At 62.8% G+C, this 23,436-nt stretch carries 21 protein-coding genes and 3 pseudogenes; 22 read left to right on the top strand and 2 right to left on the bottom strand.

Annotated elements, in window-relative coordinates:
* Positions 1-298 precede the first annotated feature (298 nt).
* The 5 genes and pseudogenes from OMP40_RS01855 to OMP40_RS01835 all read left to right on the top strand — a co-directional run bounded on the left by OMP40_RS01855 (position 299) and on the right by OMP40_RS01835 (position 5,756).
* A complete protein-coding gene (locus OMP40_RS01855) occupies positions 299-1,225 on the top strand; it encodes an ABC transporter permease (RefSeq protein WP_420871871.1) in 927 nt (308 codons plus the stop codon).
* Positions 1,226-1,251: 26 nt separating this feature from the next.
* Positions 1,252-1,731 (top strand): ABC transporter permease family protein, encoded by a 480-nt coding sequence (locus tag OMP40_RS01850; protein WP_277528686.1) that lies wholly within the window; start codon positions 1,252-1,254, stop codon positions 1,729-1,731.
* Between the two features lie 128 nt (positions 1,732-1,859).
* Positions 1,860-2,165, top strand: a complete 306-nt coding sequence (locus OMP40_RS01845) for an ABC transporter permease family protein (protein ID WP_277528684.1) — start codon at positions 1,860-1,862, stop codon at positions 2,163-2,165.
* Positions 2,166-2,275: 110 nt separating this feature from the next.
* Positions 2,276-3,418, top strand: a pseudogene (locus OMP40_RS01840) (ABC transporter substrate-binding protein); the annotation flags it as partial.
* Positions 3,419-3,677: 259 nt separating this feature from the next.
* Positions 3,678-5,756, top strand: a complete 2,079-nt coding sequence (locus tag OMP40_RS01835) for a DUF3502 domain-containing protein (protein WP_338130991.1) — start codon at positions 3,678-3,680, stop codon at positions 5,754-5,756.
* A gap of 130 nt (positions 5,757-5,886) precedes the next feature.
* Here the strand turns inward: OMP40_RS01835 and OMP40_RS01830 are convergent, their stop codons facing one another.
* Positions 5,887-6,810 (bottom strand): proline dehydrogenase family protein, encoded by a 924-nt coding sequence (locus OMP40_RS01830; protein ID WP_277528683.1) that lies wholly within the window; start codon positions 6,808-6,810, stop codon positions 5,887-5,889.
* An 89-nt stretch (positions 6,811-6,899) separates the two neighbouring features.
* On the opposite strand from OMP40_RS01830, the pseudogene pruA reads away from it, so the two are divergent.
* The 8 genes and pseudogenes from pruA to OMP40_RS01790 all read left to right on the top strand — a co-directional run bounded on the left by pruA (position 6,900) and on the right by OMP40_RS01790 (position 13,582).
* Positions 6,900-8,448: pseudogene (gene pruA, locus OMP40_RS01825) on the top strand (L-glutamate gamma-semialdehyde dehydrogenase).
* A gap of 212 nt (positions 8,449-8,660) precedes the next feature.
* Complete coding sequence (locus tag OMP40_RS01820) at positions 8,661-10,001, top strand: sensor histidine kinase (RefSeq protein WP_277528681.1); 1,341 nt, start codon at positions 8,661-8,663, stop codon at positions 9,999-10,001.
* Entirely contained in the window at positions 9,998-10,705 is a 708-nt protein-coding gene (locus OMP40_RS01815) for a response regulator (protein WP_338130990.1), read from the top strand. The genes OMP40_RS01820 and OMP40_RS01815 overlap by 4 nt, the downstream gene beginning before the upstream one ends.
* Positions 10,702-11,157 (top strand): GNAT family N-acetyltransferase, encoded by a 456-nt coding sequence (locus OMP40_RS01810; RefSeq protein ID WP_277528678.1) that lies wholly within the window; start codon positions 10,702-10,704, stop codon positions 11,155-11,157. Before OMP40_RS01815 ends, OMP40_RS01810 begins: the two co-directional genes overlap by 4 nt.
* Before the next feature lie 143 nt (positions 11,158-11,300).
* Positions 11,301-11,930, top strand: coding sequence for a thiol-disulfide oxidoreductase DCC family protein (locus OMP40_RS01805; protein WP_277528676.1), 630 nt, complete (start codon positions 11,301-11,303; stop codon positions 11,928-11,930).
* Positions 11,927-12,049 carry a hypothetical protein gene (locus tag OMP40_RS01800; protein ID WP_277528674.1) on the top strand — a complete coding sequence of 41 codons (123 nt, stop codon included), beginning with the start codon at positions 11,927-11,929 and terminating at the stop codon, positions 12,047-12,049. Before OMP40_RS01805 ends, OMP40_RS01800 begins: the two co-directional genes overlap by 4 nt.
* Before the next feature lie 190 nt (positions 12,050-12,239).
* Positions 12,240-12,905, top strand: a complete 666-nt coding sequence (locus OMP40_RS01795; protein WP_277529208.1) for a DoxX-like family protein — start codon at positions 12,240-12,242, stop codon at positions 12,903-12,905.
* Positions 12,902-13,582: a DUF4166 domain-containing protein gene (locus OMP40_RS01790; protein ID WP_277528672.1), complete on the top strand. Its 681-nt coding sequence runs from the start codon at positions 12,902-12,904 to the stop codon at positions 13,580-13,582. Before OMP40_RS01795 ends, OMP40_RS01790 begins: the two co-directional genes overlap by 4 nt.
* A gap of 6 nt (positions 13,583-13,588) precedes the next feature.
* On the opposite strand, the gene OMP40_RS01785 is transcribed toward OMP40_RS01790, so the two are convergent.
* The gene (locus OMP40_RS01785) at positions 13,589-14,023 is read right to left on the bottom strand and encodes a GNAT family N-acetyltransferase (protein ID WP_277528670.1); all 435 of its coding nucleotides are present in this window, start codon (positions 14,021-14,023) and stop codon (positions 13,589-13,591) included.
* 551 nt (positions 14,024-14,574) lie between these two features.
* On the opposite strand from OMP40_RS01785, the gene ilvB reads away from it, so the two are divergent.
* From ilvB to OMP40_RS01740, 9 genes and pseudogenes are all read left to right on the top strand, one after another.
* Positions 14,575-16,320 carry a biosynthetic-type acetolactate synthase large subunit gene (gene ilvB, locus OMP40_RS01780; protein ID WP_277528668.1) on the top strand — a complete coding sequence of 582 codons (1,746 nt, stop codon included), beginning with the start codon at positions 14,575-14,577 and terminating at the stop codon, positions 16,318-16,320.
* Positions 16,317-16,805 (top strand): acetolactate synthase small subunit, encoded by a 489-nt coding sequence (gene ilvN / locus OMP40_RS01775; RefSeq protein ID WP_277528667.1) that lies wholly within the window; start codon positions 16,317-16,319, stop codon positions 16,803-16,805. Before ilvB ends, ilvN begins: the two co-directional genes overlap by 4 nt.
* Before the next feature lie 210 nt (positions 16,806-17,015).
* Positions 17,016-18,008 (top strand): ketol-acid reductoisomerase, encoded by a 993-nt coding sequence (gene ilvC, locus OMP40_RS01770; RefSeq protein ID WP_090114013.1) that lies wholly within the window; start codon positions 17,016-17,018, stop codon positions 18,006-18,008.
* 105 nt (positions 18,009-18,113) lie between these two features.
* Entirely contained in the window at positions 18,114-19,670 is a 1,557-nt protein-coding gene (locus OMP40_RS01765) for a 2-isopropylmalate synthase (RefSeq protein ID WP_277528664.1), read from the top strand.
* Between the two features lie 77 nt (positions 19,671-19,747).
* Positions 19,748-20,947: an aminotransferase-like domain-containing protein gene (locus OMP40_RS01760; protein WP_277528661.1), complete on the top strand. Its 1,200-nt coding sequence runs from the start codon at positions 19,748-19,750 to the stop codon at positions 20,945-20,947.
* A gap of 491 nt (positions 20,948-21,438) precedes the next feature.
* Positions 21,439-22,125 (top strand): MoeA family protein, encoded by a 687-nt coding sequence (locus OMP40_RS01755; RefSeq protein ID WP_277528660.1) that lies wholly within the window; start codon positions 21,439-21,441, stop codon positions 22,123-22,125.
* A gap of 11 nt (positions 22,126-22,136) precedes the next feature.
* Positions 22,137-22,697, top strand: coding sequence for a molybdopterin-binding protein (locus tag OMP40_RS01750; protein WP_277528658.1), 561 nt, complete (start codon positions 22,137-22,139; stop codon positions 22,695-22,697).
* Positions 22,688-23,320, top strand: a complete 633-nt coding sequence (mobA, locus tag OMP40_RS01745) for a molybdenum cofactor guanylyltransferase (protein WP_338130989.1) — start codon at positions 22,688-22,690, stop codon at positions 23,318-23,320. The genes OMP40_RS01750 and mobA overlap by 10 nt, the downstream gene beginning before the upstream one ends.
* Positions 23,230-23,436, top strand: a pseudogene (locus tag OMP40_RS01740) (molybdopterin-guanine dinucleotide biosynthesis protein B); the annotation flags it as partial. The gene mobA and the pseudogene OMP40_RS01740, both read left to right, overlap by 91 nt.

Raw genomic sequence — 23,436 nt, 5'->3', positions numbered from 1 at the left:
CACACCTGACTTCACCAAACAAGTCCCATCCAGGAACAACAAGCGCGCGCCCGCCCCCCAACTTCACCAACAAGTCCCATCCAGGAACAACGAGCGCGCGCCCGCCCCAAACCTCGCTAAACAAGTCCCATCCAGAAACAACGAACGCGCACCCACAGCGCGCCCGCCCCCCAACCGCCAGTCTGTATTTTCGCTGATCCGCTCCCCGACAGGCACCTCATTTTACATCACACTCTGACAGGAATACATCATCGCCCGCCGCGGCCCCCCCATTCTATACTGAAGTCACAGAAAGGATGTGACGCCGTTGCACGCACGATGGAAGCTCTTTTGGAAGTACAGGTATCTGACCTTGATGATGGTGCCCGCCCTGGCGGTGCTCGTCCTGAACAATTACCTGCCGATGTTCGGCGTGTTCATCGCCTTCAAGAACATCAACTATATCGACGGCATCTGGAAAAGCCCGTGGGTCGGCATAGACAACTTCGAGTTCCTGTTCACCTCGGGCTCGATCTGGCGGATCGCGCGCAATACGGTGTCGTACAGCCTCGTCTTCATGATCGTTAACCTGCTGCTGTCCGTGGCGATCGCCGTCGCGATCAACGAGATCCGCAGCCGCTTGTTGGCGAAAACCTATCAGACCTTCCTGATCATGCCGTACTTCCTCTCTATGGTCGTCGTGAGCTATCTCGTATACGGATTCCTCAATCCGGAGAAAGGCCTGCTCAACCACACGGTCGTCGAATGGCTGGGCATGGAGCGCGTCTTCTGGTACTCGGAGACGGCGTACTGGCCCTACATCCTGACGATCGTCAGCGCCTGGAAAGGCGTCGGCATCGGCGCCGTCATCTACATCGCGGCCATCGCGGGCATCGATCCCGAGTATTACGAGGCCGCCGTTATCGACGGCGCGTCGAAGTGGCGGCAGATTTTCCACATCACGCTGCCCACGATCCGGCCGGTCATCATCATTATCACGATCCTGAACATGGGCCATGTGTTCAACTCCGACTTCGGCCTTTTCTACCAGGTGCCGATGAATTCGGGGCCGCTCTACCCGGTCACCGACACGGTCGATACCTACGTCTATCGCGCGCTGAAGGAGCTTAACGACATCGGCATGTCGTCCGCGGCGGCGCTCGTCCAATCCGTGCTCGGCTTCGCGCTCGTGCTGCTGACCAACGCGTCGGTACGCAAGATCGACAAGGATCAAGCCCTCTTCTAGTAAAAATTCCGAGGTGAACTTTAGCTATGCTGAAAACCGCGAGCCGCCGCGAGAATACGATCTCGCCGCTCACCAACTTCGCACTGAACGGCGGCTTCATCGTCTTGGCGCTGGCCTGCGTGCTGCCCGTCGTCCTGGTCATCGTCGTTTCGTTCACGCACAACGATTCCTTGCTGAGCCGGGGCTACAGCTTTTTCCCCGCCAAGTGGTCGCTCATCGCCTATGAGAGCCTGTTCAAGGATTACGGCACGATCTTGCGCGCTTACGGCGTCAGCGTCGGCATCACAGCCGCAGGCACCTTGCTCAGCGTGCTGCTGATGGCGCTGTACGCCTACCCAATCTCCCGCCAGGACTATCCGCTGCGTCCGTTTTTCACCTTCTTTTTTGTTTTTCACGATGCTGTTCAGCGGCGGCATCGTGAGCAAGTACATCGTGTTCACGCAGGGACTCGGGCTGCTGGACAACTATCTGTCGCTTATGCTTCCGCTGCTCATCGTCCCGTTTAACGTCATCATCATGCGAACCTTTTTCCAGACGACGATTCATCCCGCCCTCATCGAGTCGGCCAGAATCGACGGCGCGGGGGGAGCTGCGGATCTTCATCCGGATCGTTCTGCCGCTCTCGCTCCCGGTCATGGCGACGATGGCGCTGTTCAGCACGATCCTGTTCTGGAACGACTGGTTCAACGCGCTGCTGTTCATCCGGGCGGAAGACAAGTACCCCGTACAGTTCCTCATGATCCGCGTGCTCAACGACATCCAGTATTTGCGGGAAAACGTGCAGCTGGCGGCGCAAAATCCGGAGCTGATGCGAGATCTTCCGAACGAGTCGCTGCAAATGGCGATGGCGGTCGTCGGCATGGGTCCGATCCTGCTCGTGTATCCCTTTTTTCAAAAATACTTCGTGAAAGGGCTTACGATCGGCGCCGTCAAAGGCTGATCCGATGTCCGCAGCATCCCTATCGGTAGTCCCGGCCGCAGGCAAGCTCGCTATGCCGAATCCAGGCCGATCTATATAATCTGTATTAAATATCAGGAGGGTTACGCGCAATGAGCATGAAAAAAACGAAAAAGCACGTTCCGGCATTGGCGCTCGTCTTCGCCTTCGCCTCGATGCTGCAGGCTTGCGCCGGCGGCAGCGGCAACGACAAAGAGGCTTCCTCGCCTCCGGCAAGCTCCGCCGCGACGAGCAGCGCATCCGCTTCGGCGAGCGCGTCTCCGTCCGAGAGCGCAGCGCCGAGCGAGCTCGCGCCTTACGAGGTGTCGATCGTATACTTCGGCAAGCCGCAGCCGGACGACGCGCTCGTCGAGGCGAAGCTGAACGCGTATTTCAAGGAAAAGATCAACGCGACGGTCAAGCTGCAGCCGATCGCCTCGAGCGACTACAAGAACCGCACCGAGCTGATGATGAATACCGGGGAAAAGATGGACCTCGTCTTCACGGCTTCCTGGCTGAATTTCTTCGGCAACGTTTCCAAGGGCGCCTTCATCGAGCTGGACGATTTGCTCGCGAAGTACGGACAGGGCATCAAGGACCGGCTGAACCCGCTCTATCTCGAGGCGCCGCGCCTTAAAGGCAAGCTGTACGCGATTCCGACGAACAAGGAGATCACGCAGGGCAAGGCGCTCACCTACCGTAAGGACATCGTCGACAAGTACCAGATTCCGATCGACAGCATCAATACGATGGCGGACCTCGAGCCCTGGATGGCGAAGGTCAAGGCCGGCGAGCCCGGCATCATTCCTTATTATGTATCCGGCGGCTCCGGCAACTTCGGCGGCGGCTTCATGATGTACGAGACGCGCGGCAACTACCGGCCGATCGGCCCGGCGCCGGCGAAGACGCCGATGTTCCTGCTCGACTACAAATCGTCCGACGAGATGAAGGTCAAGTCGGTGCTCGATCCCGAGATCGTGGACATCAACAAGCAGGAGGTCGGCCTGTTCCGCAGCTTTTACGAAAAGGGTTATATCAACGCCGACGCGGCGACGAGCACGACGACCGTCAACGACCTGCAAAAGGAAGGCAAGATCTGGGTGCAGGCCGCGACCTGGAAGCCGGGCGCCGACATCGAGATGAAGCTCGGCACCGACAGCAAGTACGACTACGTGTCCCACGTCGTCGAAGAGCCGATCGTCACGACGGATCTGGCCGCAGGCTCGATGTTCGCGATCTCCCGCACGTCCAAGGATCCGGACCGCGCGATGATGGTGCTCAACGACCTGCACACCGATCCGTACGTCATCAATCTGTTCGTCAACGGCATCGAAGACAAGCACTATAAAAAAGGTCGGCGACAACCGCATCGAGCCGATCGCCGACAGCGGCTACAACCCCGGCACGTCGTGGGTCGTCGGCAACCAACTGCTGAACTACCTGAAGCCCGGCCAGCCCGACGATCTGTATACGAGCTGGGAGAAGTTCAACAACGAAGCGAAGCGCTTCCCGCTCATGGGTTTCGTCTTCGACGAGACGAACGTGAAAAACGAGATCACGCAAATGACCGCCGTCGTTACCGAGTATCAGTCGATCTTTACCGGCGCCGTCAAAAATCCGGAAAAGCTGCTCGACGAACGCAACGCCAAGCTGAAGAGCGCAGGCATCGAGAAGGTCCAGGCCGAGCTGCAAAAGCAAATCGACGCCTGGCGTGCGGAAAACAAAAAAGTAAGCCGCGTCCCGCTTAGACGCGAAAGGCATGAAGCGGCAGAGCGCCCGAATCCCGGGACGCTCTGTCCGTCCGTTGAGGGAAAAAACATCATTCGCCGCAAGGAGGAAACGCATGTGAAACCGCAAAACCTGATTTACACATTCGTCAGCTACGCCGCGCACTACGATACGCCTTGGGGTCATGGGGTCGCCGTAGATGGCATCGACCGGACGGCCGCGCTGGCGCACAAGCACGGCATCCCGGTCACCTGGATCGTCAATGGCCGGTCCGTGCCGGTCCTTCGGGAGCGGATCGCCGCCTGGCACGCCGAATTCGGGGACGATGTCATTTTGCAAACGCCGTTTTTTATCGAGGATGCGGGGGCCGACAAGGAAGCGTTCAAGCGGCGGCTGGAGGAAGACTGGCGTATCGTGCGCGAGGCGTTCCCCTGGGTCCGCACCAAGGTCGCGGCGCGCGGCAAGATTTATAACGAAGTGATTGAAGCGCTCGAGGAGCTGGATTTCAGCGGCATGTGGGGTTATTGCTGGGAGCAGGTATGGTGGGACGGCATTACGCACAACGGCATTCCGTGGGGCTCATGGTATGTCGATCCCGCTCGCTACAAGGCGCCGCACCCCGGCAAGGGGAGGATCGTCGCCTGCGAATGGACGGTCCGCGATCTGAACGCAACCTTCCACTCGGGCTGTCCGGTTATTTATTCGACGGATCCGAACGACGTGCTGCGGGCGGGCCTCTGCGACGGCGGGAACGTGGAATATTGGAAGCGCCTGTTCGACGTCTATCTGGAAAATACGGCGCACAACGATCAGGTGTTTTTCCTGCAGCAGCAGGAGGCGCACGAAATGGAGTTTACCGAACGGTTCGCCGTATTTCCTGCCGAGCATGTCGAGGCGTGCGCTGGCATGCTGGATCTCTTTTTCGCTTACGTCGCGAGCTGCTCCGTCACGCTGACGACCGTGCCTCGCGCGATCGGGATGTACGGCGGAGCCAACGCCGAGACTGCGCCTTCTTACATGCTCGCGAGAGATGCCGGCGGACGGCCGCAGACAAACGAATATACAGTGACGCTGGGCGGGACGGCGGCGGGACCGTGGCCGAAAACGTTTCTATACTACGACAAGGACTGCCAGCTGGCATTCGCGGACGGAGAATGCGCACCTCGCCGCCTGCGCAGCTACGTGGGCAGGACCGGCATGCACGACGATACGTTCGATGCCCGGGGACCGCAGGTGTTCGTACGCGGCTATGAAAAGACGGCAGACCGCATCGTCATGACCTTCGAGATCGGCCATGCGCCGCCGATGCCGTTCGGGCTCGCTTATTGGGACGATCTGAGCGGATGCGAAGTCGAATTCTGCTCGGAAGGCGCGGCAGCCAAAATCATTCTGGACGAGCTGGTCTTCCTGCGGCTCCGACTGACGGGAGGGCCGACCGCCGTCGAGCTGAGGCTGAGGAGGGGGGGCGAGTTGATCCGGCTGTCGGCGGACGGCGAGCCCGGCGATCGCCCGAGTCTGCGCGAGCCTGCCGAAGGAGACGACGCCGGCAGGGAGCGCCTGCTTATCCGGCACGTCAAGGCGCTGATCGCGCAGTCGCTCGAACGGGACGTCTCGCTGAGGTATCTCGCCGGCGAAGTTTATTTGCATCCGAAGTATTTGTCCGACGTTTTCAAGCGGGAGACGGGCGTGAATCTGTCCGACTATGTCACGGATCTGCGGATCGCGAGAGCCAAATTCCTGCTTCGTAAGACCACGCTCAAAATCCGCGATGTCGCGTCCATGTGCGGACTGCCGAATCAGAAATACTTCGCGTCGATGTTCAAGCAGCGTACCGGCCGCACGCCGACCGCTTACAGAGAGGGCTGAGGGCGTTTCGCAAGCCCCGAACGCCCCCCCGAACGGACGTCCGAACGCCTGAACGTCCGAACGCCTGAATGTCCGAACGCCCGAACGTCCGAACGCCCATTGCCGTCGCCCCGCCCGCAGCAGTCCCCATTCACCGCAGCAGATGCTTCGCGACCAGCCACAAATTGCCCGGCTTCTCCGCCAGACGGCGCGTGTAGTAAGGGTACCACATCGTGCCGTAGGGCACGTAGCAGCGCACGCGATAGCCCTCCTTGGCGAGGCGCGCCTGTTCGGACATCCGGAGTCCGTACAGCATCTGAAACTCGAACCGATCCTTCGCGATTCCGTTCTGCCGCGCATACTGCTTGGTCCAGCCGACGATCGCGTCGTCGTGCGACGCGATCGCCGTGTACGCGCCGCGGTCCAAGTGCAGCTTCACGATGCTTCTGAAGCTTGCGAGAACGTCGGCCTTCCGCTCAAAAGCGATGGCGGCCGGCTCGCGGTAAGCCCCTTTAACGAGCCTTAACGGCACGCCGGCTTCGATCAAGTCCCGCGCATCCCCCACGGTCCGCTTCAGATACGCCTGCAGCACGGTGCCCACGTTGGTCAGTCCCGCCCGGTGCAGCCGGACGGTCATGTCGATCGTCGCCTGCGTATAGGGGGAATCTTCCATATCGATCCGCACGAAATTGCCGTACTGCCTCGCCCGGACGGCGATCTCGCGAATATGTGCGATGCAGGCTTCGGCGTCAAGGGCGAGTCCCATCTGCGTCGGCTTCAGCGAGACGTTGGCGCGGACGCCGGAATCGGCGATCGCGTCGAGCAGCTTCAAGTATTCGTCCCTGTAGGCGCGCGCCTCTTCCAGACTGCCGATGCCTTCGCCGAGCGCGTCCATCGTAGCCGATATGCCCTGGCGATTGAGCGCCGCCACCTCGCGCAGCGCGCCTTGCAGATGGTCGCTCGCGACGAAGCGGCGGGCCAGCTTGCGTCCGTACCGAAGCGTCAGCCGCTTGACCGCGCGGTTGGCCGCGACGGCCGTCATCGCTTTGCGGTACAGCGTCGAACCGATATTCATGGGAGACGCTCCTTTCGCATGTCGGTCGTGCATAGATTGAGGAAGAACGGCTGTTACCATTCGTTACCCGAAGGAGGCTGTCTTAAGGGATGAGGACGGAATTCAAAAACGAAGCCTTCACGAACTTCAAGGCGGAGCAGGCCAACCTTGCCTATGACGCCGCGCTCCGGCAAGCCGAAGCCGAGCTCGGCCGAAGCTACCCGCTTGTCGTCGGCGGCGCGCGCATCGATACGGAACGCAAGGCGGCATCCGTCAACCCGGCCAAGCGCGATCAGGTCGTCGGCATGGTCGCGCAGGCGGACCGCGGGCTGGCGGAGCGGGCGATTGCCGCCGCGTCCGCCGCGTTCGATACCTGGAAGCAGGTCGATCCCGATGCGCGGGCGCGCTACTTGTACCGCGCGGCGGCGATGCTGCGGCGGCGCAAGCACGAGTTTTCGGCCTGGATGACGCTCGAAGCCGGCAAGACGCGCGCCGAGGCGGACGCCGACACCGCGGAGGCGATCGACTTCATGGAATTTTACGCGCGGGAGATGCAGCGCATCAGCCTGCCGCAGCCCCTGACGCCGTCCGCGGAGGAGGAGAACCAGCTCTATTACGCGCCCCTAGGCGTCGGCGTCGTCATCCCGCCCTGGAACTTCCCGCTGGCGATCGTCGCGGGGATGACCAGCGCGGCGATCGTGTGCGGCAATGCGGTCGTGCTCAAGCCGGCAAGCCCGACGCCCGTCGTCGCCGCCAAGTTCGTCGAGCTGCTCGAGCGGGCGGGGCTGCCTCCGGGCGTCGTGAACTTCCTGCCCGGCCAGGGCGGCGAAGTAGGCGACGCGCTGGTGGACCATCCGCTGACGCGCTTCGTCAGCTTCACGGGTTCCCGCGACGTCGGCTTGCGCATTAACGAACGCGCGGCCAAGACGCAGCCGGGGCAGCGATGGATCAAGCGCGTCGTCCTGGAGATGGGCGGCAAGGACGCGATCGTCGTCGATGCGGACGCCGACGCCGAGCTGGCCGCCGACGCGATCGTCGCTTCGGCGTTCGGCTTTTCCGGTCAGAAGTGCTCGGCCTGCTCGCGCGCGGTCGTACACCAAGATATATATGAAGCGGTGCTGGATAAAGTCGCGGAACGAACCCGAAAGCTCGTCGTCGGAGATCCTGCCGACCGCGCGACCGACGTCGGGCCGGTCGTCGACGAGAAGGCGTTTCGCAAAATTCTCGATTATATCGCGATCGGCAAACAGGAGGGTAGGCTCGTCCTGGGGGGCGGCACCGGCGATCCCGGAGGTTGGTTCGTGGAGCCGACGATTTTTGCCGACGTCGATCCGAAGGCGCGAATCTCGCAGGAGGAGATCTTCGGACCGGTCGTATCGTTCACGCGGGCGGCATCGTTCGAAGAGGCGCTGCGCATCGCGAACGATACCGACTACGGCCTGACGGGCGCCGTGATCTCGAACGACAGGGCGCATCTGGAGTTGGCCCGCCGCTCGTTTTTCGCAGGCAACCTGTATCTCAACCGCAAATGCACCGGGGCGCTCGTCGGCACGCATCCGTTCGGCGGGTTTAACATGTCGGGCACGGACTCCAAGGCGGGGGGGGCGGGACTACTTGCTGCTGTTCACGCAGGCGAAGGTCGTATCGGAGCGATTTTAAGAAGGCGGCAGGGAGGCCGGCGAATCGACGCTGTTCCTCGATCCGGCGCATCGTGTCGCATCGTCCTGGTACATTTCGACGCTAGAGGAACGGGCGCGCTTCGCGTATAATCGGAGGTAAGATAGCCTGACGGTTGCAAGAACGCTTCCCAGGCGAGCGGCGCGCTTCCAACCAGGAAACGCGCCGGGCGTCAAGCCGAGTGAGGAGACTTCATGCTCTATTACGTTCTTATGTTGTCCGCGGCCGCGGTCGTGCTGCTCGCTTCCGACGTTCGCAGCGAGAGCGGCCGCTGGGCCGCCTTTTTCCTGCTGAGCGCCGCGACCGGCGGCGTGGCGCGTCTGTGGCTGCAGTCGCCGCTGCCGCATGTCTGGTTCGAGGTCGCGCAGCTGCTCAACCAGATCGTGACGCCGTACGGCGTCCTCGTCTTCAGTCTCGTCTACGCCGGCGGGACGACGGCGGCTTGGGCGAAGCGGCGGCGGCTGAAGGCTTGGCTGCTGCTGCCGCCCGCGGCTATGCTCGTTTACGGCCTGCTGCGCGGAAGCTTCGAGCCCGACTACCCGCTGATGCTGGTATGGGCCGCGCCCTATTATTTGGCGGCGTGCGCGCTGCTCGTCGCGTCCTACCTCCGTGAGACCGACCGGCGGATTCGCAGGGGCCGCCTGATTACCGTGCTCATCACCGTTCCGACGCTGCTCGGCGTCGTCGCGTTTATCCATGTCGCCAAGGCGATTTGGCCCGATTTCGACTTTTTCGGTTACATCTCGGCTTTTTTCGTGTATTCGTTCGCGATCGCGCTGCTGTGCGTGTTCGTCTACGGGGTGCTCGGCGTCAAGGTGCGCGTCGAGAGCGATTCGCTCGCCGGCGCCATGAAGGCGGCCGGCATGGGGACGAGCCTGCTCAACCATACGATTAAAAACGAGGTCGGCAAGATCGCGATCAGCGTGGAAAACTTGCGCCTCCTCGCACCAGGCGGAAACGGCGCCGTCAGGGAGGAGCAGCTCGCGGTCATCGAACGGGCGGCGGCGCATTTGCAGGAGATGGCAGGGCGGATCCACAGCCGCACGCGGGATTTCGCCTGGAATCCGGCGCGCTGCGATCCGGCCGCGCTCATGAAGGAGGCGCTGGAGCCGCTGCGTGAGCGCTTCGCTAGACAAGGCGTCTCCGTCGCGGAAGCGTACGGCGAGACGGAGGCGCTGTTCGCGGACCCGGTCCATTTGCGCGAAGCGATCGGCAACGTGCTTGCCAATGCCGCGGACGCGATGGAGGCGGGCGGTACGCTGGAGGCGAAGATCGCGAAGGAACGCCGGGATATCGTGCTCAGCGTCCGGGATACCGGCGCGGGCATGCCGCCCGAGCTGCTCGAGCGGGTGTGGGAGCCGTTTTACAGCACGAAGCAGGGCAAGCGCAATTACGGGCTGGGCTTGTCCTACGTCCACCAGGTGCTTCGCAAATGCGGCGGCCGCGCGGAGATCGACAGCGAGCCCGGAGCCGGCACGGTCGTGCGGCTGCGGATTCCGCGATCGCGGAGGATGAAGGAGGGAACGGGGACATGAAGCCGATTCGTCTGCTGCTCGTCGAGGACGATCCGGATTGGGTCAAGTCGATGAGCGTTTATTTGAACCGGGAGGAAGACTTGCTGGTCGTCGGCACGGCGTCGACGCCGGAGGAGGCGCTGCGCTTGGCCGCTTCGATCGAATTCGACGTGGCGCTGCTGGACGTTCATCTGACCGAGGCCGGCCGCGACGGCATCTTTACCGCGCTCGCTTTGGCGGAGCTTCGTCCGGTCCGCATCGTCATGCTGACGTCGGACGCGTCCGAGCGCACGATGACGGACGCCTTCGCGGCCGGCGCGCTGCACTACCTGGACAAGTCCCGGTTCAAGGAGCTCCCCCCAGGCGATTCGCGGCGTCTACCATCATCCCGAGGCGATGGAGGCACTTTTGAAGGAGCTGAGGCGGCTTCGGCGGGAGGAGCAGCTGCAGCCGCTGACCGCCGCCGAGCGGGAGGTGTACGAGCTGCTGGAGGAAGGCTGCACGCATGCGCAGATCGAGCGCAAGCTGTACAAGTCCGAGAGCACGCTCAAAAACCAGGTGAACAAAATTCTCAAAAAAACTCGGCGCGCGCAGCGGGCGCGAGGCGGTCGACAAGGTTCGGAAGGGCGGTCTCGACAACCATCTCTCCGAACAGAGAAAAGAAGAGGGCAAATAGGGCGCGCGCATCGGGGCTTTATCCGGAGGAAAAGGAGATGTTGAAATGAACATTATCGTGGACGACCTGTCAGGACCCGAGGTGGCGGCGCTGCTGGAGGCGCACCTGCGCGGCATGGCGGCGGATACCCCGCCGGAGAGCGTTCACGCGCTCGATCTCGCGGGACTGAAGCGGCCGGAGATCACCTTCTGGAGCGCGTGGGACGGTCGGGATTTGATGGGCTGCGGCGCGCTGAAGGATCTCGGCGGCGGGCACGGGGAGCTGAAGTCCATGCGGACGGCGGAGGCGCATCTGCGCAAGGGCGTGGCGGCGGGCTTGCTCGCCCATATCGTGGCGGAGGCGAGAAGCCGGGGCTTTACGCGGCTAAGCCTGGAGACCGGTTCGCCTGAATCGTTCATCCCCGCGCGCAAGCTGTACGAGAAGTTCGGCTTCGAATATTGCGGTCCGTTCGCGGACTATAAAGAGGACCCTTACAGCGTGTACATGACGATGGCTTTATAGCTTTTCGCGTTCGATAGGCTTCCGGCGATTCGCCGGGGGCCTATTTTTTATAGTCCCTCCCGCGCCTGCCGTCCTACGGAAGTTGGAACTGCCGCGATTCGACGCCGGCCGCTACAATGGGGACATGAAGGAGGCGTTGCGGAATGGGACGATACGGGGATACGGGGAAAAAGGGCGGAGGCTTCCGCAAGCCTGCGGCCTTGCGGCGCCCGGCGAGCGGCATGCGGGGTAACGAGTCGGAAGCGGTCGTGCTGCTGGTGGACGGCGAGTGCGCGTTGTGCGACGGCATCGCCCGCTTCGCGGCGAAGCGGGACCGGGCGGCGCGGCTGCGCTTCGCGGCGCTGGATTCCGCGGCCGGACGGGCGCTGACGGCGCGGCTGGGCATCGCGCGGCCCGCCGCGGGCAGCTTCGTGCTCGTCCGCGGCGCGGCGTCGTGGACGCGCTCGGCGGCCGCGATCCGCGCGCTCGCGGCGCTCGACGCGCCTTGGCCCGCTTTGGCCGCGGCGCTGCGGCTCGTGCCCGAGCGGCTGCGCGATGCCGTCTACGACGCGGTCGCCGCGCGGCGGCACCGGCTGGCCGGACGCATGGGCTGGCGCTGCCCGGCTGTGCCGGACGAACGGCTGCGGCGCAGGCTGCTGGACGGCGGGAGCTGGAGCGCGCAGCGCGGGGACGCGGCAGCGGCAGGCGACGGGCAAGGCGCCACGCCGCCGGGCGAGGATGGAGCAAGGGCGGCGGCGACGCAAGCGGACGAACCGCAGGGCGGCAGCCGATGAGCGGGCGGCGAGTTCGTGGACGAGCAGCGGGCGCGGGCGGGCCGATCTACGTGGAGATCGACATCGCTTCCGGCATGGAGGCGCTCTGGCGCCATACGCAGCAAGCCGAAGCTTCATGAGCGATGGGATCTGCGCTTCTCCGAGATCGACTATTTGCCCAAGGCTTCTCCGGAGGACGATCAGCGCTTTCTCTATCTGACCCGGATCGGCTTTGGCCTTTCGATCCGCGGCACCGGGAAGTCCAGGGCGCCGGAAGTTGCGCCGGACGGCGTCCGAACTTCGGTTCTCGCCTTCGGCACGGACCATCCGATGTCGCTCATCGGAAGCGGCGGCGGCTACTGGCGCTATTCGCCGCTGCCGGGCGGCGGCGTGAAGTTCGTCACGCGCTTCGACTACCGCGCGCGCTTCGGCCGCGCGGGGCGATGGCTCGACCGTCTGCTGTTCAGGCCCTTGTTCGGCTGGGCGACCGCCTGGAGCTTCGACGCGCTGCGGCTGTGGCTCGATCGCGGCATACCGCCGGAGGAGAGCCTGCTGCGCGCCAAGCTGCACGCGCTCGGCATCGCCGTCCTGTCGCTTTGCTGGGCGTATGCGGGGCTGGTGCCGAAGCTGCTGTATCCGGCCGCGTCGGGCGAGCTGGAGCTGCTGCGGGCGCTCGGCTGGTTTCCCGGTGCGGAGCCGGCGATCAACGCGGCGCTGGGCATCGGCGAGCTGCTGCTCGCGGCCGTCATCGCGCTTCGAAGATCGCGGGGATTGCTCGCGGCGCAGGCGATCGCGCTATGCGCGCTGACTGTCGGCGCGACTGCAGGTACGCCTTCGCTGCTGTACGCGCCGTTCAACCCGCTTACGCTCGCGATGCTTATGCTGGCGGCGACGTTCGTTGCCGTCTCGACGCGCAAGGGGCTGCCGTCCGCGAAGCGATGCCGACGGCAGCCCGCAAGCCGGAATCATAAAAAGACGGAGGAGGGGCAAAAATGAAGTCGATCTTCGAAAGGGCGCTCGGGGAGAAGGAATTCGCAAAGCTGCACCCGAAAATTCGCGAGCGCTTCGGATTCGCCAGCCGGGAAGGGATCGCTTCGATCGGGCGCGGCGTGATGGAGGAGGTCCGATACGCGAAGTGGGCGGCGCTGCCGCTCGCGGTCGGCGCCGCCCGGCATATCATGTTTCCCCAGGGCGGCCGCCAGGTTCCGTTTTCCATCGAAAATTACGCCTACCGCGACGCGCTCGGCAGAGAGACGCTGACCATCAACCGCACGTTTCGCTTCGAACGGTCGATTCGGCGCTTCGACGCGACGATGGTATACAGCGGCCGTCGCGGACGAATCGTCGATTACCTGGGAAATAAACAGCATCTTGCGGTCGATCTGGACGTTTGGACGGCGCCGAACGGCGGCATTCAGATCCGCTCGGGCGAGCAGCGCTTTTACGAAGGCCCGCTCGGATTCCGTTTTCCGGCGCCGCTCACCGGCTGCGCGGACGTGTGCGAATGGTACGACGACGACGACGACTGCTACCGCATCGCCGTGTCGGTCCGCAACTCGCTGATGGGCCAAATATTCGCTTACAAAGGCGCATTCCAGGCCGAGACCGTCCGCGTCAGAGAGGGAAGCATCCCGCTGCAGGCGATGCCGATCCGACTGGAGCGGAGAGAATAGTCCGCATTAGAGCCATTTATGCATTTCATAACACTTCAACGTTTCATGATGCGCCGCGACCGAATAGCCGAGCCGCCCGTAAAACCGCGCGCCGTTCTCGTTCCCCTCGTCGACGTACAGCATCGCGCGACGGCAGCCCAGGTTCCTCGCATGGCGTTCCGCGCGGTTCATCAGCCTCGAGCCGTACCCCTTGCCCTGGCAGGAACGGTCCACGGCGAGGAGATCGACGAAGAGCGTGCCGTGCTGCATAATAAGATGGAGAAACGCGCAAACCCTGCCGTTCTCCGATGCGATCAGCGTCGATCCTTGCGCCAGGCGCGCCTTCATGTCCTTGCGAAGCTGCCGGCCGCCCGGCTGCGGATGGGGAGAGATCGGGATCAGCTCCCGCCGGACGATCCGGACGATCGCGGGCAGATCGCCGCGCCTCAGCCAGCGCAACATAAGCCATCACCTCCAGAGCGGTCCGCATCCGAAGCGCGTTTCCTGCACTATCATATGAAGGGGAGGGGCGGAAGGCTCTCCGCGCTTGGGTGAAAACGGATTTATCCGGAGCCTTTAATCCTTGTCTTGACTAACGCTTCACCGGAGCATATAATGGGTACTACATTGATTCATCTTGAACAGCGTTGAAGAGGAAGATGCGGGTGGGCACTATCGCTCAGAGAGCGTCGGGATTGCTGAGACCGATGCCGATAACCCTGTACGCAAGGTCTCCTCGGAGCTGGTCTCCCGAACGGCTGCATGCGGCTTATTAAGGAGTCTCGGGATGGCGCACGTTATCGCGCCTGAAGTATGGTCGTCCTCCGAGCGCTCGGATCGGCGGCATACTTGATGAGGCGCCGATCGCGAGATCGCGCGCGAATCCGGGTGGTACCGCGGAAGGAACAGCCTTTCGTCCCTGAACGTCTAGCAGACGTTCGGACGAAGGGCTTTTTTATTTTGATTTGCAGCATACTGGCTTTATAGAAGATTCTACTTAAGGAGGATGAAGGATGGTCGCGAACAGTGCCACGCTCAAGTCCAAGGAACAATTGATCGAGAAATGGGGCAAGCAAGAGGTCATCTCGGGATCCGAGATGCTGCTGCGCAGCCTGCTGCTCGAAGGTGTCGACTGCGTATTCGGCTATCCGGGCGGCGCCGTTCTGTATATTTACGACGCGATGTACGGCTTCGAGGATTTCAATCACCTGCTGACCCGTCACGAACAGGGCGCGATCCACGCGGCCGACGGCTATGCGCGGAGCACGGGCAAGGTCGGCGTATGCATCGCGACGTCGGGCCCGGGCGCGACCAACCTCGTCACCGGCATCGCGACGGCCTATATGGACTCCGTGCCGCTCGTCGTTATCACCGGCAACGTCGCGACGTCGCTGATCGGCACGGACGCCTTTCAGGAAGCCGACATCGTAGGCATCACGATGCCGATCACGAAGCACAGCTATCTGGTGCGCAAGGCCGAGGATCTGCCGCGCATCATTCACGAGGCGTTCCATATCGCCAATTCGGGCCGCAAGGGCCCCGTCCTGATCGACATTCCGAAGGACGTCTCCAACGAGAAGGCGCTGTTCAAGCCGCACACCGAAGTGAAGCTTCGCGGCTACAACCCGACCGTGCAGCCGAACAAGCAGCAGGTCGACAAGATGCTGCGCGCGATCGAGCAGGCGGAGCGTCCGGTGCTGCTGGTCGGCGGCGGCGCCGTCTACTCCGGCGCCCACGAGGAAGTGCTTGCCTTCGCCGAGAAGACGGGCATCCCGGTCACGACGACGCTGCTGGGCCTCGGGGCTTTCCCGAGCGGACACGAGCTGCACATGGGCTTCCCGGGCATGCACGGCACGTGGACGGCCAACATGGCGATCCAGGAGTCGGATCTGCTCGTCAACATCGGCGCGCGCTTCGACGACCGCGTGACGGGCAAGCTCAACGGCTTCGCGCCGAACGCGAAGATCGTGCACGTCGACATCGACCCGGCGGAGATCGGCAAAAACGTGCCGACCGACATCCCGATCGTCGGCGACGTCAAGGCCGTGCTGCAGCAGGCGGTCGCCGGCGCCAAGTATGCCTCCAAGGCCGATGCCTGGCGGGCGCTGATCGCCGAGCGCAAGGCGGCGAAGCCGTTCGCGTACAGGGATTCGGACGAGGAGCTTAAGCCGCAATGGGTCGTATCGATGATTCACGAGACGACGCACGGCGACGCGATCGTCACGACCGACGTCGGCCAGCACCAGATGTGGGCCGCGCAGTACTATCCGTTCAATCAGCCGCGCTCCTGGGTCACCTCAGGCGGCCTCGGCACGATGGGCTTCGGCTTCCCGTCGGCGATCGGCGCGCAGATGGGCAACCCGGACCGCACGGTCGTCTCGATCAACGGCGACGGCGGCATGCAGATGTGCTCGCAGGAGCTGGCGATCTGCGCGATCAACAACATTCCGGTCAAGGTCGCGATCCTGAACAACCAGGTGCTCGGCATGGTCCGGCAGTGGCAGGAGCTTATCTACGACAATCGCTACAGCCACATCGACCTGGCAGGCAGCCCGGATTTCGTCAAGCTGGCCGAAGCGTACGGCGTGAAGGCTTTCCGCGCGACCAACAAGGACGAAGCCCGCACCGCCTGGGAAGCGGCGCTCGCGCACGACGGTCCGGCCGTCGTCGAGTTCGTCGTCCGCAAGGGCGAGAACGTTTATCCGATGGTTACGCAGGGCAGCACCATCGATCAAATGCTGATGGGGGATGACGAATGAGCACCAGACATACGATCGCCATTCTCGTGAACGACCAGCCCGGCGTGCTGCAGCGGGTGTCCGGCCTGTTCGGACGCCGGGGCTTCAATATCGAGAGCATCACCGTCGGATCGTCCGAAGAGCCGGGCCTGTCCCGCATGGTTATCGTCACGAAGGGCGACGACCATACGCTCGAGCAGATCGAAAAGCAGCTTTACAAAATTATCGACGTCATCAAAGTCGTCGATATCGGAAGCAGTCCGATGGTCGCCCGCGAGCTCGGTCTGATCAAGATCGGCGCCGATCCTTCTGCGCGGCCTGAGATTCTGGGCATCGTCGATACGTTCCGGGCGGCCGTCGTGGACATCAGCCCGAACAGCCTGATCGTTCAGGTCGTCGGCGACACCGACAAGATCGACGCCATGATCGAGCTGCTCAAGCCGTACGGCATCCGCGAGCTGTCGCGGACGGGCGTGACGGCGATGGCGCGGGGCAGCGCGCGTTAAGCGCAGGCGCGATTGCGCAGCCGCCCCCCGGCATTATTTCCTTCATCCGCTATCCCTGGAGCGGGTGTTCGAGGGGAGAACTCCCTTTCGCGGACAAGGCTTGTACCAAGAGCAGGCTCGCGCCGCGCGAATTCGGTTCTCCCTTGGGACGCCCGTTCCATGAGGGTCGCCTATATATCCCAGCTTCACATACTAAGGAGGATCTTACTAATGGCAGTCAAACTGTTCCACGAAAAAGACGCCGACCTCGGCGCCCTGCAAAACAAAACGATCGCGGTCATCGGCTACGGCAGCCAGGGCCACGCCCAAGCGCAAAACCTGCGCGACAGCGGCCTGCAAGTCATCATCGGCCTTCGCGAAGGCAAGTCCGCCCAAGCGGCCCGCAACGACGGCTTCGAAGTTTTCCCGGTTGCGGAAGCGGTATCCAAGGCGGATGTCGTTCAAATCCTGATGCCTGACGAAACGCAAGCTCGCGTTTACCGCGAAGAGATCGAGCCGAACCTGAAGAAGGGCGCAGCCCTCATGTTCTCCCACGGCTTCAACGTTCACTTCGGCCAGATCGTCGCGCCGAAGGACGCCGACGTTCTGCTCGTCGCGCCGAAGTCCCCGGGCCACATGGTTCGCCGCACGTACGTCGAAGGCTTCGGCGTTCCCGGCCTGATCGCCATCCACCAGAACGGCACGGGCAAGGCATTCGAGATCGGCATGGCTTATGCCAAGGGCATCGGCTGTACCCGCGCGGGCGTCATCGAGACGTCGTTCCGCGAAGAGACCGAGACCGACCTGTTCGGCGAGCAAGCCGTCCTGTGCGGCGGCGCTACGGCGCTCGTCAAAGCCGGCTTCGAAACGCTGGTCGAAGGCGGCTACGCGCCTGAGATGGCATACTTCGAAGTCCTGCACGAGCTGAAGCTGATCGTCGACATGATGTACGAAGGCGGACTCGCTTCGATGCGCAGCTCGATCTCCAACACGGCCGAGTACGGCGACTACGTCACCGGCCCGCGCGTCGTGACCGACGAAACGAAAAAGGCGATGAAGGCCGTTCTGACCGACATTCAAACGGGCAAGTTCGCTCGCGACTTCATCCTCGAGAATCAATCCGGCAACGCGTTCATGACGGCGACCCGCCGCATCGAAGCCGAGCACCCGATCGAAGTCGTCGGCGCGCAGCTGCGCGGCCTGATGCACTGGATCAAGAAGTAAGAACAAGCTAACCCTATGTTATAATCGGGAGAAGGTCGGAGCATTTCGGCCTTCTCTTTCTCTCATATGCATGACGATCGGAGGTGCGGGCCGACAGGCTCTGCCATGCGCAAAATTTATATGTTCGACACGACGCTCCGCGACGGTGAGCAATCCCCGGGGGTCAACCTGAATACGCAGGAAAAAGTCGAAATCGCCCTGCAGCTCGAAAAGCTCGGCATCGACCGGATCGAAGCCGGCTTTCCGATCGCTTCGCCCGGCGACCTCGCCGCGGTCAATGCGGTCGCTCGCGCCGTCAAGAACGCGTCCGTCACCGGCCTGGCCCGTTCCCGCGAGAAGGATATCGACGCGGTCGTCGAAGCGCTGAAGGGCGCCCAGGATCCGCGCATCCACATTTTCCTCGCCACCTCGCCGATCCACCGCAAGCACAAGCTGCGCATGGAAAAGCACGAGGTGCTCGAAGCCGCGGAAGCGATGATCAAGTACGCGAAGAAGCACTTTTCCCAAGTGGAGTTTTCGGCAGAGGATGCGGGCCGCACGGAGATCGACTTCCTCGTCGAAGTGACAGCGCTTGCCGTCAAGCTCGGCGTATCCGTCGTGAATCTGCCGGACACGGTCGGCTATTTGTCGCCTTACGAATACGGCAACATTTTCAAGACGATGAAGGAGCAGGTGCCCGGCATCGAGAAGGTGCAGCTGTCGGCGCACTGCCATGACGATCTGGGCCTTGCGACGGCCAATGCGCTGGCGGCGATCCAGAACGGCGCCGATCAGATCGAAGGCACGATCAACGGCATCGGCGAGCGCGCGGGCAACACCGCGCTTGAAGAAGTGGCGCTCGCGCTTTACACGCGCGGAGAGTTCTTCCAGGCGACCACCGGCCTGAACCTGCAGGAGATCGCCAAGACGAGCCGCCTCGTCAGCAAGCTGACCGGCATGCCCGTGCCGGGCAACAAGGCGATCGTCGGCGCGAATGCTTTCGCGCACGAGTCGGGCATCCATCAGGACGGCGTGCTGAAGGAGAAGACGACGTACGAGATCATTTCTCCCGCGACGATCGGCATGAAGGACAGCAAGCTTGTCCTCGGCAAGCACTCCGGCCGTCACGCCTTCCGCGAGAAGCTCGTGGATCTTGGCTTCGAAGGCTTGTCCGAGGAGCAGGTCAATGCGGCCTTCGGCAAGTTCAAGGACCTGGCCGACCGCAAGAAGGACGTGTCCAACGAGGACATTCTGGCGCTGCTCGAGGAGAAAATAATCGAGACGCCCGAAGTGTTCGCGCTTGAACAGCTTATCGTCTCGTTCGACAGCCATAAGGGTCCGAGCGCGACGGTCAGGCTGAAGACGCCAAGCGGCATCGTATCGCATACTGCCGAAGGCAACGGCTCCGTCGACGCGATCTACCATGCGATCAACGCCCAGACGGGCGAGGTCGTCGAGCTGGACGACTATACGATCAAGTCGGTGACGGACGGCACGGACGCGCTCGGCGAGGTTCACGTCGTGCTGAAGCAGGGCGAGTACAGCGCGCAAGGCCGCGGCGTCAGCACCGACATTCTCGAGGCGAGCGCGCGGGCCTACGTGGACGCGCTCAACCGTCTCGTCGAGAAGCGGCAGGAGCCGCCTCGCACCAAACGTGACCGCGACAACGTCACTTTGATCTAAAGCTATCGAATATGAAGGCGGAGGCCCGCCGCTTCAAAGCTACGGACCGACGTCATTTGAGAAATGGGGAACCCCGTATGAACTATCGATACTCCTCCAGACTCGGGAGCTTCTCCTCCTCGGCAGTCCGGGAAATTTTGAAGCTGACGCAAGGGGATTCGATCATCTCCTTCGCCGGCGGGCTGCCCGCCGAAGAGCACTTCCCGGTCGCCGCGGTGTCCGAAGCGTTCCAGCGCGTGATGGCCCAAGGCAACAAGGCGCTCCAGTACGGCCTGACCGAAGGCTATCTGCCGCTGCGCGAGGCGCTCTGCGCGCGCATGGCGCGCAAGGGCTGCGCCGTCACGCCCGACGACATGCTGCTCACGACGGGTTCGCAGCAGGCGATCGACTTGCTTACGCGCATCTACATCGATCCGGGCGACACGATCCTGGTCGAGCGCCCGACCTATTTGTCCGCGCTGCAGGTGTTCCGTTCCTACGGCGCGGAGACCGTGTCCGTCGAAGGCGACAGCGACGGCCTCGACCTTGCGGACCTGGAAGCCAAGCTGCTGAAGCACAAGCCCAAGATGCTCTACGTCATTCCGACGTTCTCGAATCCGACGGGCAAGGCCTGGAATCTTGAGCGCCGCAAAGCCGTGCTTGAGCTTTGCCAACGCACGGACACGCTTATCCTCGAGGACGATCCGTACGGCGAGTTGAAGTTCGGCGACGCGTCGCTGACGTATCCGTCGATTTTCTCGCTGGCGCCGTCCGTCGCGGGCTCTTGCGTCGTATATACGAGCACCTTTTCCAAGACGGTCGCGCCCGGTCTTCGTACCGGCTGGGTCATGGCCGACGCGGATATCATTCGCAACATGGCGCGCGCCAAGCAGGCGGCCGACCTGCAGTCCAGCACGCTGGATCAGCAGACGCTGTACCAGTTGCTGACGCACTTCGATCTGGACGGCCACATCGAATTCGTCCGCTCGGAGTATGAGAAGCGGATGGAAAATATGGTCGGTCTGCTCGAGCAGGAAGCATGGCCGGGCGTCAAATGGGAAGTGCCGAAGGGCGGCATGTTCATCTGGATCGAGTTCCCGTCCGCGGTGAACACGGCCGAACTGCTGAAGACCGCCGTCGAGCACGGCGTCGCCTTCGTGCCCGGCGTCTCTTTCTACGCGGAGCAGCCGGAGCTTAACAAAGCGCGCTTCAACTTCTCGTACACGGCCGAGGAGCGCGCGCGCGAAGGCATCGCCAGGCTGTCCAAGGCGCTGGCGCACGTCGGCGTGGGCGTATAGTTTCAGCGCTGAACAAGTGAACGCATCGTCCGGTCGGGAAACCGGCGACGGTGCGTTTTTATTTTAGATACGCATCCCATTATCCCATTGAATCAGCGCTGAACGTCCTGCGCACTATTTCGAGTCGGGTAGAAATGATAAAATAGTTAACATGACGGTTGCGATTATCCGTCACGTCGGTAGAGCAATCGCCTCGATGGAGACGTCACGCCGATGGAGCCTTCGCATCGATGGAATTGTCATGTCGATGGAATTGTCACGTCGATGGAGCAGTCGGTGATAATGCACTCGTTGATGGAGCAGTCGTTGATGGAGCAGTCGTACCTCGCAGACGCTTTCGCTTCCGTTCGATGGAGTGCCGTGGCGAGAGGCCGTTCTGAGCCGATGGGATAATGGGATGCAATCAGAAAATCGATATTCATATTGCGGATGTAATTATTTGGAATTCGTTGATTTTATATTGAATAATTAAGGGGCCTAGAGAAAAATGAATGGACGTCGGGACGCGATCCCCCCTTGATGAAGCGCAGCGGCGCATCTTAGCTTGGGCCGTACCGACCGTTGCCGAAGGGATGCCGCTGCTCAAAGCGAACGGCCTCCGATTGGCGGAGCCGGTGCGGACGCATGCGCCGATACCGGCGTTTGCGCGCTCCGGCATGGACGGCTATGCGGTCATCGCGGCGGATCTGGCCTCGGCGTCGCCGCAGAGCCCTGTCATGCTTCGGCTGTTGCAAGGAGACGCTCGCGGCGCCGTGACGCACCGCGTTCGTCCGGGCGAGGCTATGCGCGTCGGGACGGGGGGGCCGTTGCCCGAAGGCGCGGATACGGTCGTGATGCAGGAAGCGGTGGCTATAAAGGAAGGCGGCGACGGCATTCGGCAAGCTGTCTTTTTTGCGGCCGGAGACAAAGGGCAGGCATGTGACCGCGGCTGGCGCCGAGGCAGCGGCAGGGAGCGCGCTGATCGCTGCGGGAACGCGAATCGGGCCGGGCCAGGCCGCGCTGCTGGCTTCCCTGGGCATAGCGAAGCCCCGCGTATATCGCAGGCCCAGGGTCATCGTCGTTACCGCAGGCGACGATGTCGTGCCCGTCGAGGCCGAGCCGGGCATCGGGCAGGTACGCAACGGCAATATGCCGATGCTGCGGGCATTGATCGAATCGGCGGGGGGGAGAACCGGTAGGGGATGCGCATGTGCCGGACGAGCCGGGACAAGCGAAGCAAACGCTCCTGCGGGCGCTAGCCGAAGCCGATTTGGTCGTCGTGTCGGGCGGCATCTCCGTCGGCGACAGCGATGTCATGGGCGCGTTGTTCCGCGATGCAGGTCCCGATCTCTTATTTTCCAAGCTGGCCATTCGGCCCGGCAGCGCATCCGGCGCCATCGTCATGGAAGGCAAGCTGCTCATCGGACTGTCGGGCAATCCGGGCGCTTGCTTCGCCGGATTCGAGCTGTTGGCGCGGCCGGCGATCGAGCGGATGGGCGGAGGCAGCGGCAAACTCGAATGGTGCCGGGCCCGCTTGGCGGAAAGCGGCATAAAGAGCAATGCCAACCCGCGGTTCTTGCGTGGCGTCGTGCGGGTCGAGGACGGCATGCTGACCGCCCGTCCTTGCGAAGAGAACAGCTCGTCGGGTCTCATCTCGATCGGGGAAGCCAACGCGCTGCTGGCCATACCGCCTTCGGCCGAGGAGACGCGAGCGGGGACGCTGATCGACGTCCGGCTGCTTCCGGGCTGGGCGGATCGCGCATGGCAATGATATCCGGACAAAACGGGAAATTTAACGATGCGAGGCCCGGCTGTCATGCCATCGTTTTGTGCGGCGGGGAGGGGCGGCGGATGGGCGGCCGCAAGGAACTGCTCGAATTCAACGGCGAGCCGCTGCTCTTGCGACTGTGCAGAAGCCTGTCGGGGATCGCCGAACGGATAACGGTCGTAGCGGACCGCAAGCGCGAATACGCCTTTCTGCCGGACGGCGTCCGCGCGATCGCGGACGAAGTTGCGGATTTCGGTCCGATCGCCGGCATTTGCGCGGGAATGAGGGTGTCCGACTTACCCCTGCAGCTTGTCGTCGCCTGCGATTACCCGCTCGCAGGGTCCTTCGTTTGGCGGGCGTTGGCGGACACTCTGGCCCGGTATCCGGAGGCGGACGCCGTCCTGCCCGAAGCCGGCGGAAAGCTTCATCCGCTATGCGCCTTATACCGCCAGCGCACGATTGGCGCATGGGCGGACGCGATGGCAAGCGGGAACCGGCGGGTGATGGCGGCTACGCAACGGATGCGCCTCGTCAAATGGCTGCCCGGCGATCAAGCAGCCGATCGGCTGATGAACATGAATACGCCGGACGATTACCGGCTTGCGAAGGAGCGTTTGCGTCCGTGATTGCTTTACCTCCCGTTATTCAAATCGTAGGTTACGCCGACAGCGGCAAAACGACGCTCCTCTGCGCGCTCGTCAGGCATCTGACCAGCTTGGGCATGACCGTCGCCACGCTCAAG

It is taken from the genome of Cohnella rhizosphaerae (assembly GCF_029525575.1).
Lineage (GTDB): Bacteria > Bacillota > Bacilli > Paenibacillales > Paenibacillaceae > Cohnella > Cohnella rhizosphaerae.
This window is presented reverse-complemented; position numbering and strand designations above follow the sequence as displayed.

What these genes read in the sequence shown, in the direction of transcription:
- OMP40_RS01850 (WP_277528686.1), top strand. Translation starts at nt 1,252, where the DNA reads ATGCTGAAAACCGCGAGCCGCCGCGAGAATACGATCTCGCCGCTCACC.
- OMP40_RS01845 (WP_277528684.1), top strand. Translation starts at nt 1,860, where the DNA reads ATGGCGACGATGGCGCTGTTCAGCACGATCCTGTTCTGGAACGACTGG.
- OMP40_RS01835 (WP_338130991.1), top strand. Translation starts at nt 3,678, where the DNA reads ATGGGTTTCGTCTTCGACGAGACGAACGTGAAAAACGAGATCACGCAA.
- OMP40_RS01830 (WP_277528683.1), bottom strand. Translation starts at nt 6,810, where the DNA reads ATGAATATCGGTTCGACGCTGTACCGCAAAGCGATGACGGCCGTCGCG.
- OMP40_RS01820 (WP_277528681.1), top strand. Translation starts at nt 8,661, where the DNA reads ATGCTCTATTACGTTCTTATGTTGTCCGCGGCCGCGGTCGTGCTGCTC.
- OMP40_RS01815 (WP_338130990.1), top strand. Translation starts at nt 9,998, where the DNA reads ATGAAGCCGATTCGTCTGCTGCTCGTCGAGGACGATCCGGATTGGGTC.
- OMP40_RS01810 (WP_277528678.1), top strand. Translation starts at nt 10,702, where the DNA reads ATGAACATTATCGTGGACGACCTGTCAGGACCCGAGGTGGCGGCGCTG.
- OMP40_RS01805 (WP_277528676.1), top strand. Translation starts at nt 11,301, where the DNA reads ATGGGACGATACGGGGATACGGGGAAAAAGGGCGGAGGCTTCCGCAAG.
- OMP40_RS01800 (WP_277528674.1), top strand. Translation starts at nt 11,927, where the DNA reads ATGAGCGGGCGGCGAGTTCGTGGACGAGCAGCGGGCGCGGGCGGGCCG.
- OMP40_RS01795 (WP_277529208.1), top strand. Translation starts at nt 12,240, where the DNA reads ATGTCGCTCATCGGAAGCGGCGGCGGCTACTGGCGCTATTCGCCGCTG.
- OMP40_RS01790 (WP_277528672.1), top strand. Translation starts at nt 12,902, where the DNA reads ATGAAGTCGATCTTCGAAAGGGCGCTCGGGGAGAAGGAATTCGCAAAG.
- OMP40_RS01785 (WP_277528670.1), bottom strand. Translation starts at nt 14,023, where the DNA reads ATGTTGCGCTGGCTGAGGCGCGGCGATCTGCCCGCGATCGTCCGGATC.
- ilvB (WP_277528668.1), top strand. Translation starts at nt 14,575, where the DNA reads ATGGTCGCGAACAGTGCCACGCTCAAGTCCAAGGAACAATTGATCGAG.
- ilvN (WP_277528667.1), top strand. Translation starts at nt 16,317, where the DNA reads ATGAGCACCAGACATACGATCGCCATTCTCGTGAACGACCAGCCCGGC.
- ilvC (WP_090114013.1), top strand. Translation starts at nt 17,016, where the DNA reads ATGGCAGTCAAACTGTTCCACGAAAAAGACGCCGACCTCGGCGCCCTG.
- OMP40_RS01765 (WP_277528664.1), top strand. Translation starts at nt 18,114, where the DNA reads ATGCGCAAAATTTATATGTTCGACACGACGCTCCGCGACGGTGAGCAA.
- OMP40_RS01760 (WP_277528661.1), top strand. Translation starts at nt 19,748, where the DNA reads ATGAACTATCGATACTCCTCCAGACTCGGGAGCTTCTCCTCCTCGGCA.
- OMP40_RS01755 (WP_277528660.1), top strand. Translation starts at nt 21,439, where the DNA reads ATGGACGTCGGGACGCGATCCCCCCTTGATGAAGCGCAGCGGCGCATC.
- mobA (WP_338130989.1), top strand. Translation starts at nt 22,688, where the DNA reads ATGGCAATGATATCCGGACAAAACGGGAAATTTAACGATGCGAGGCCC.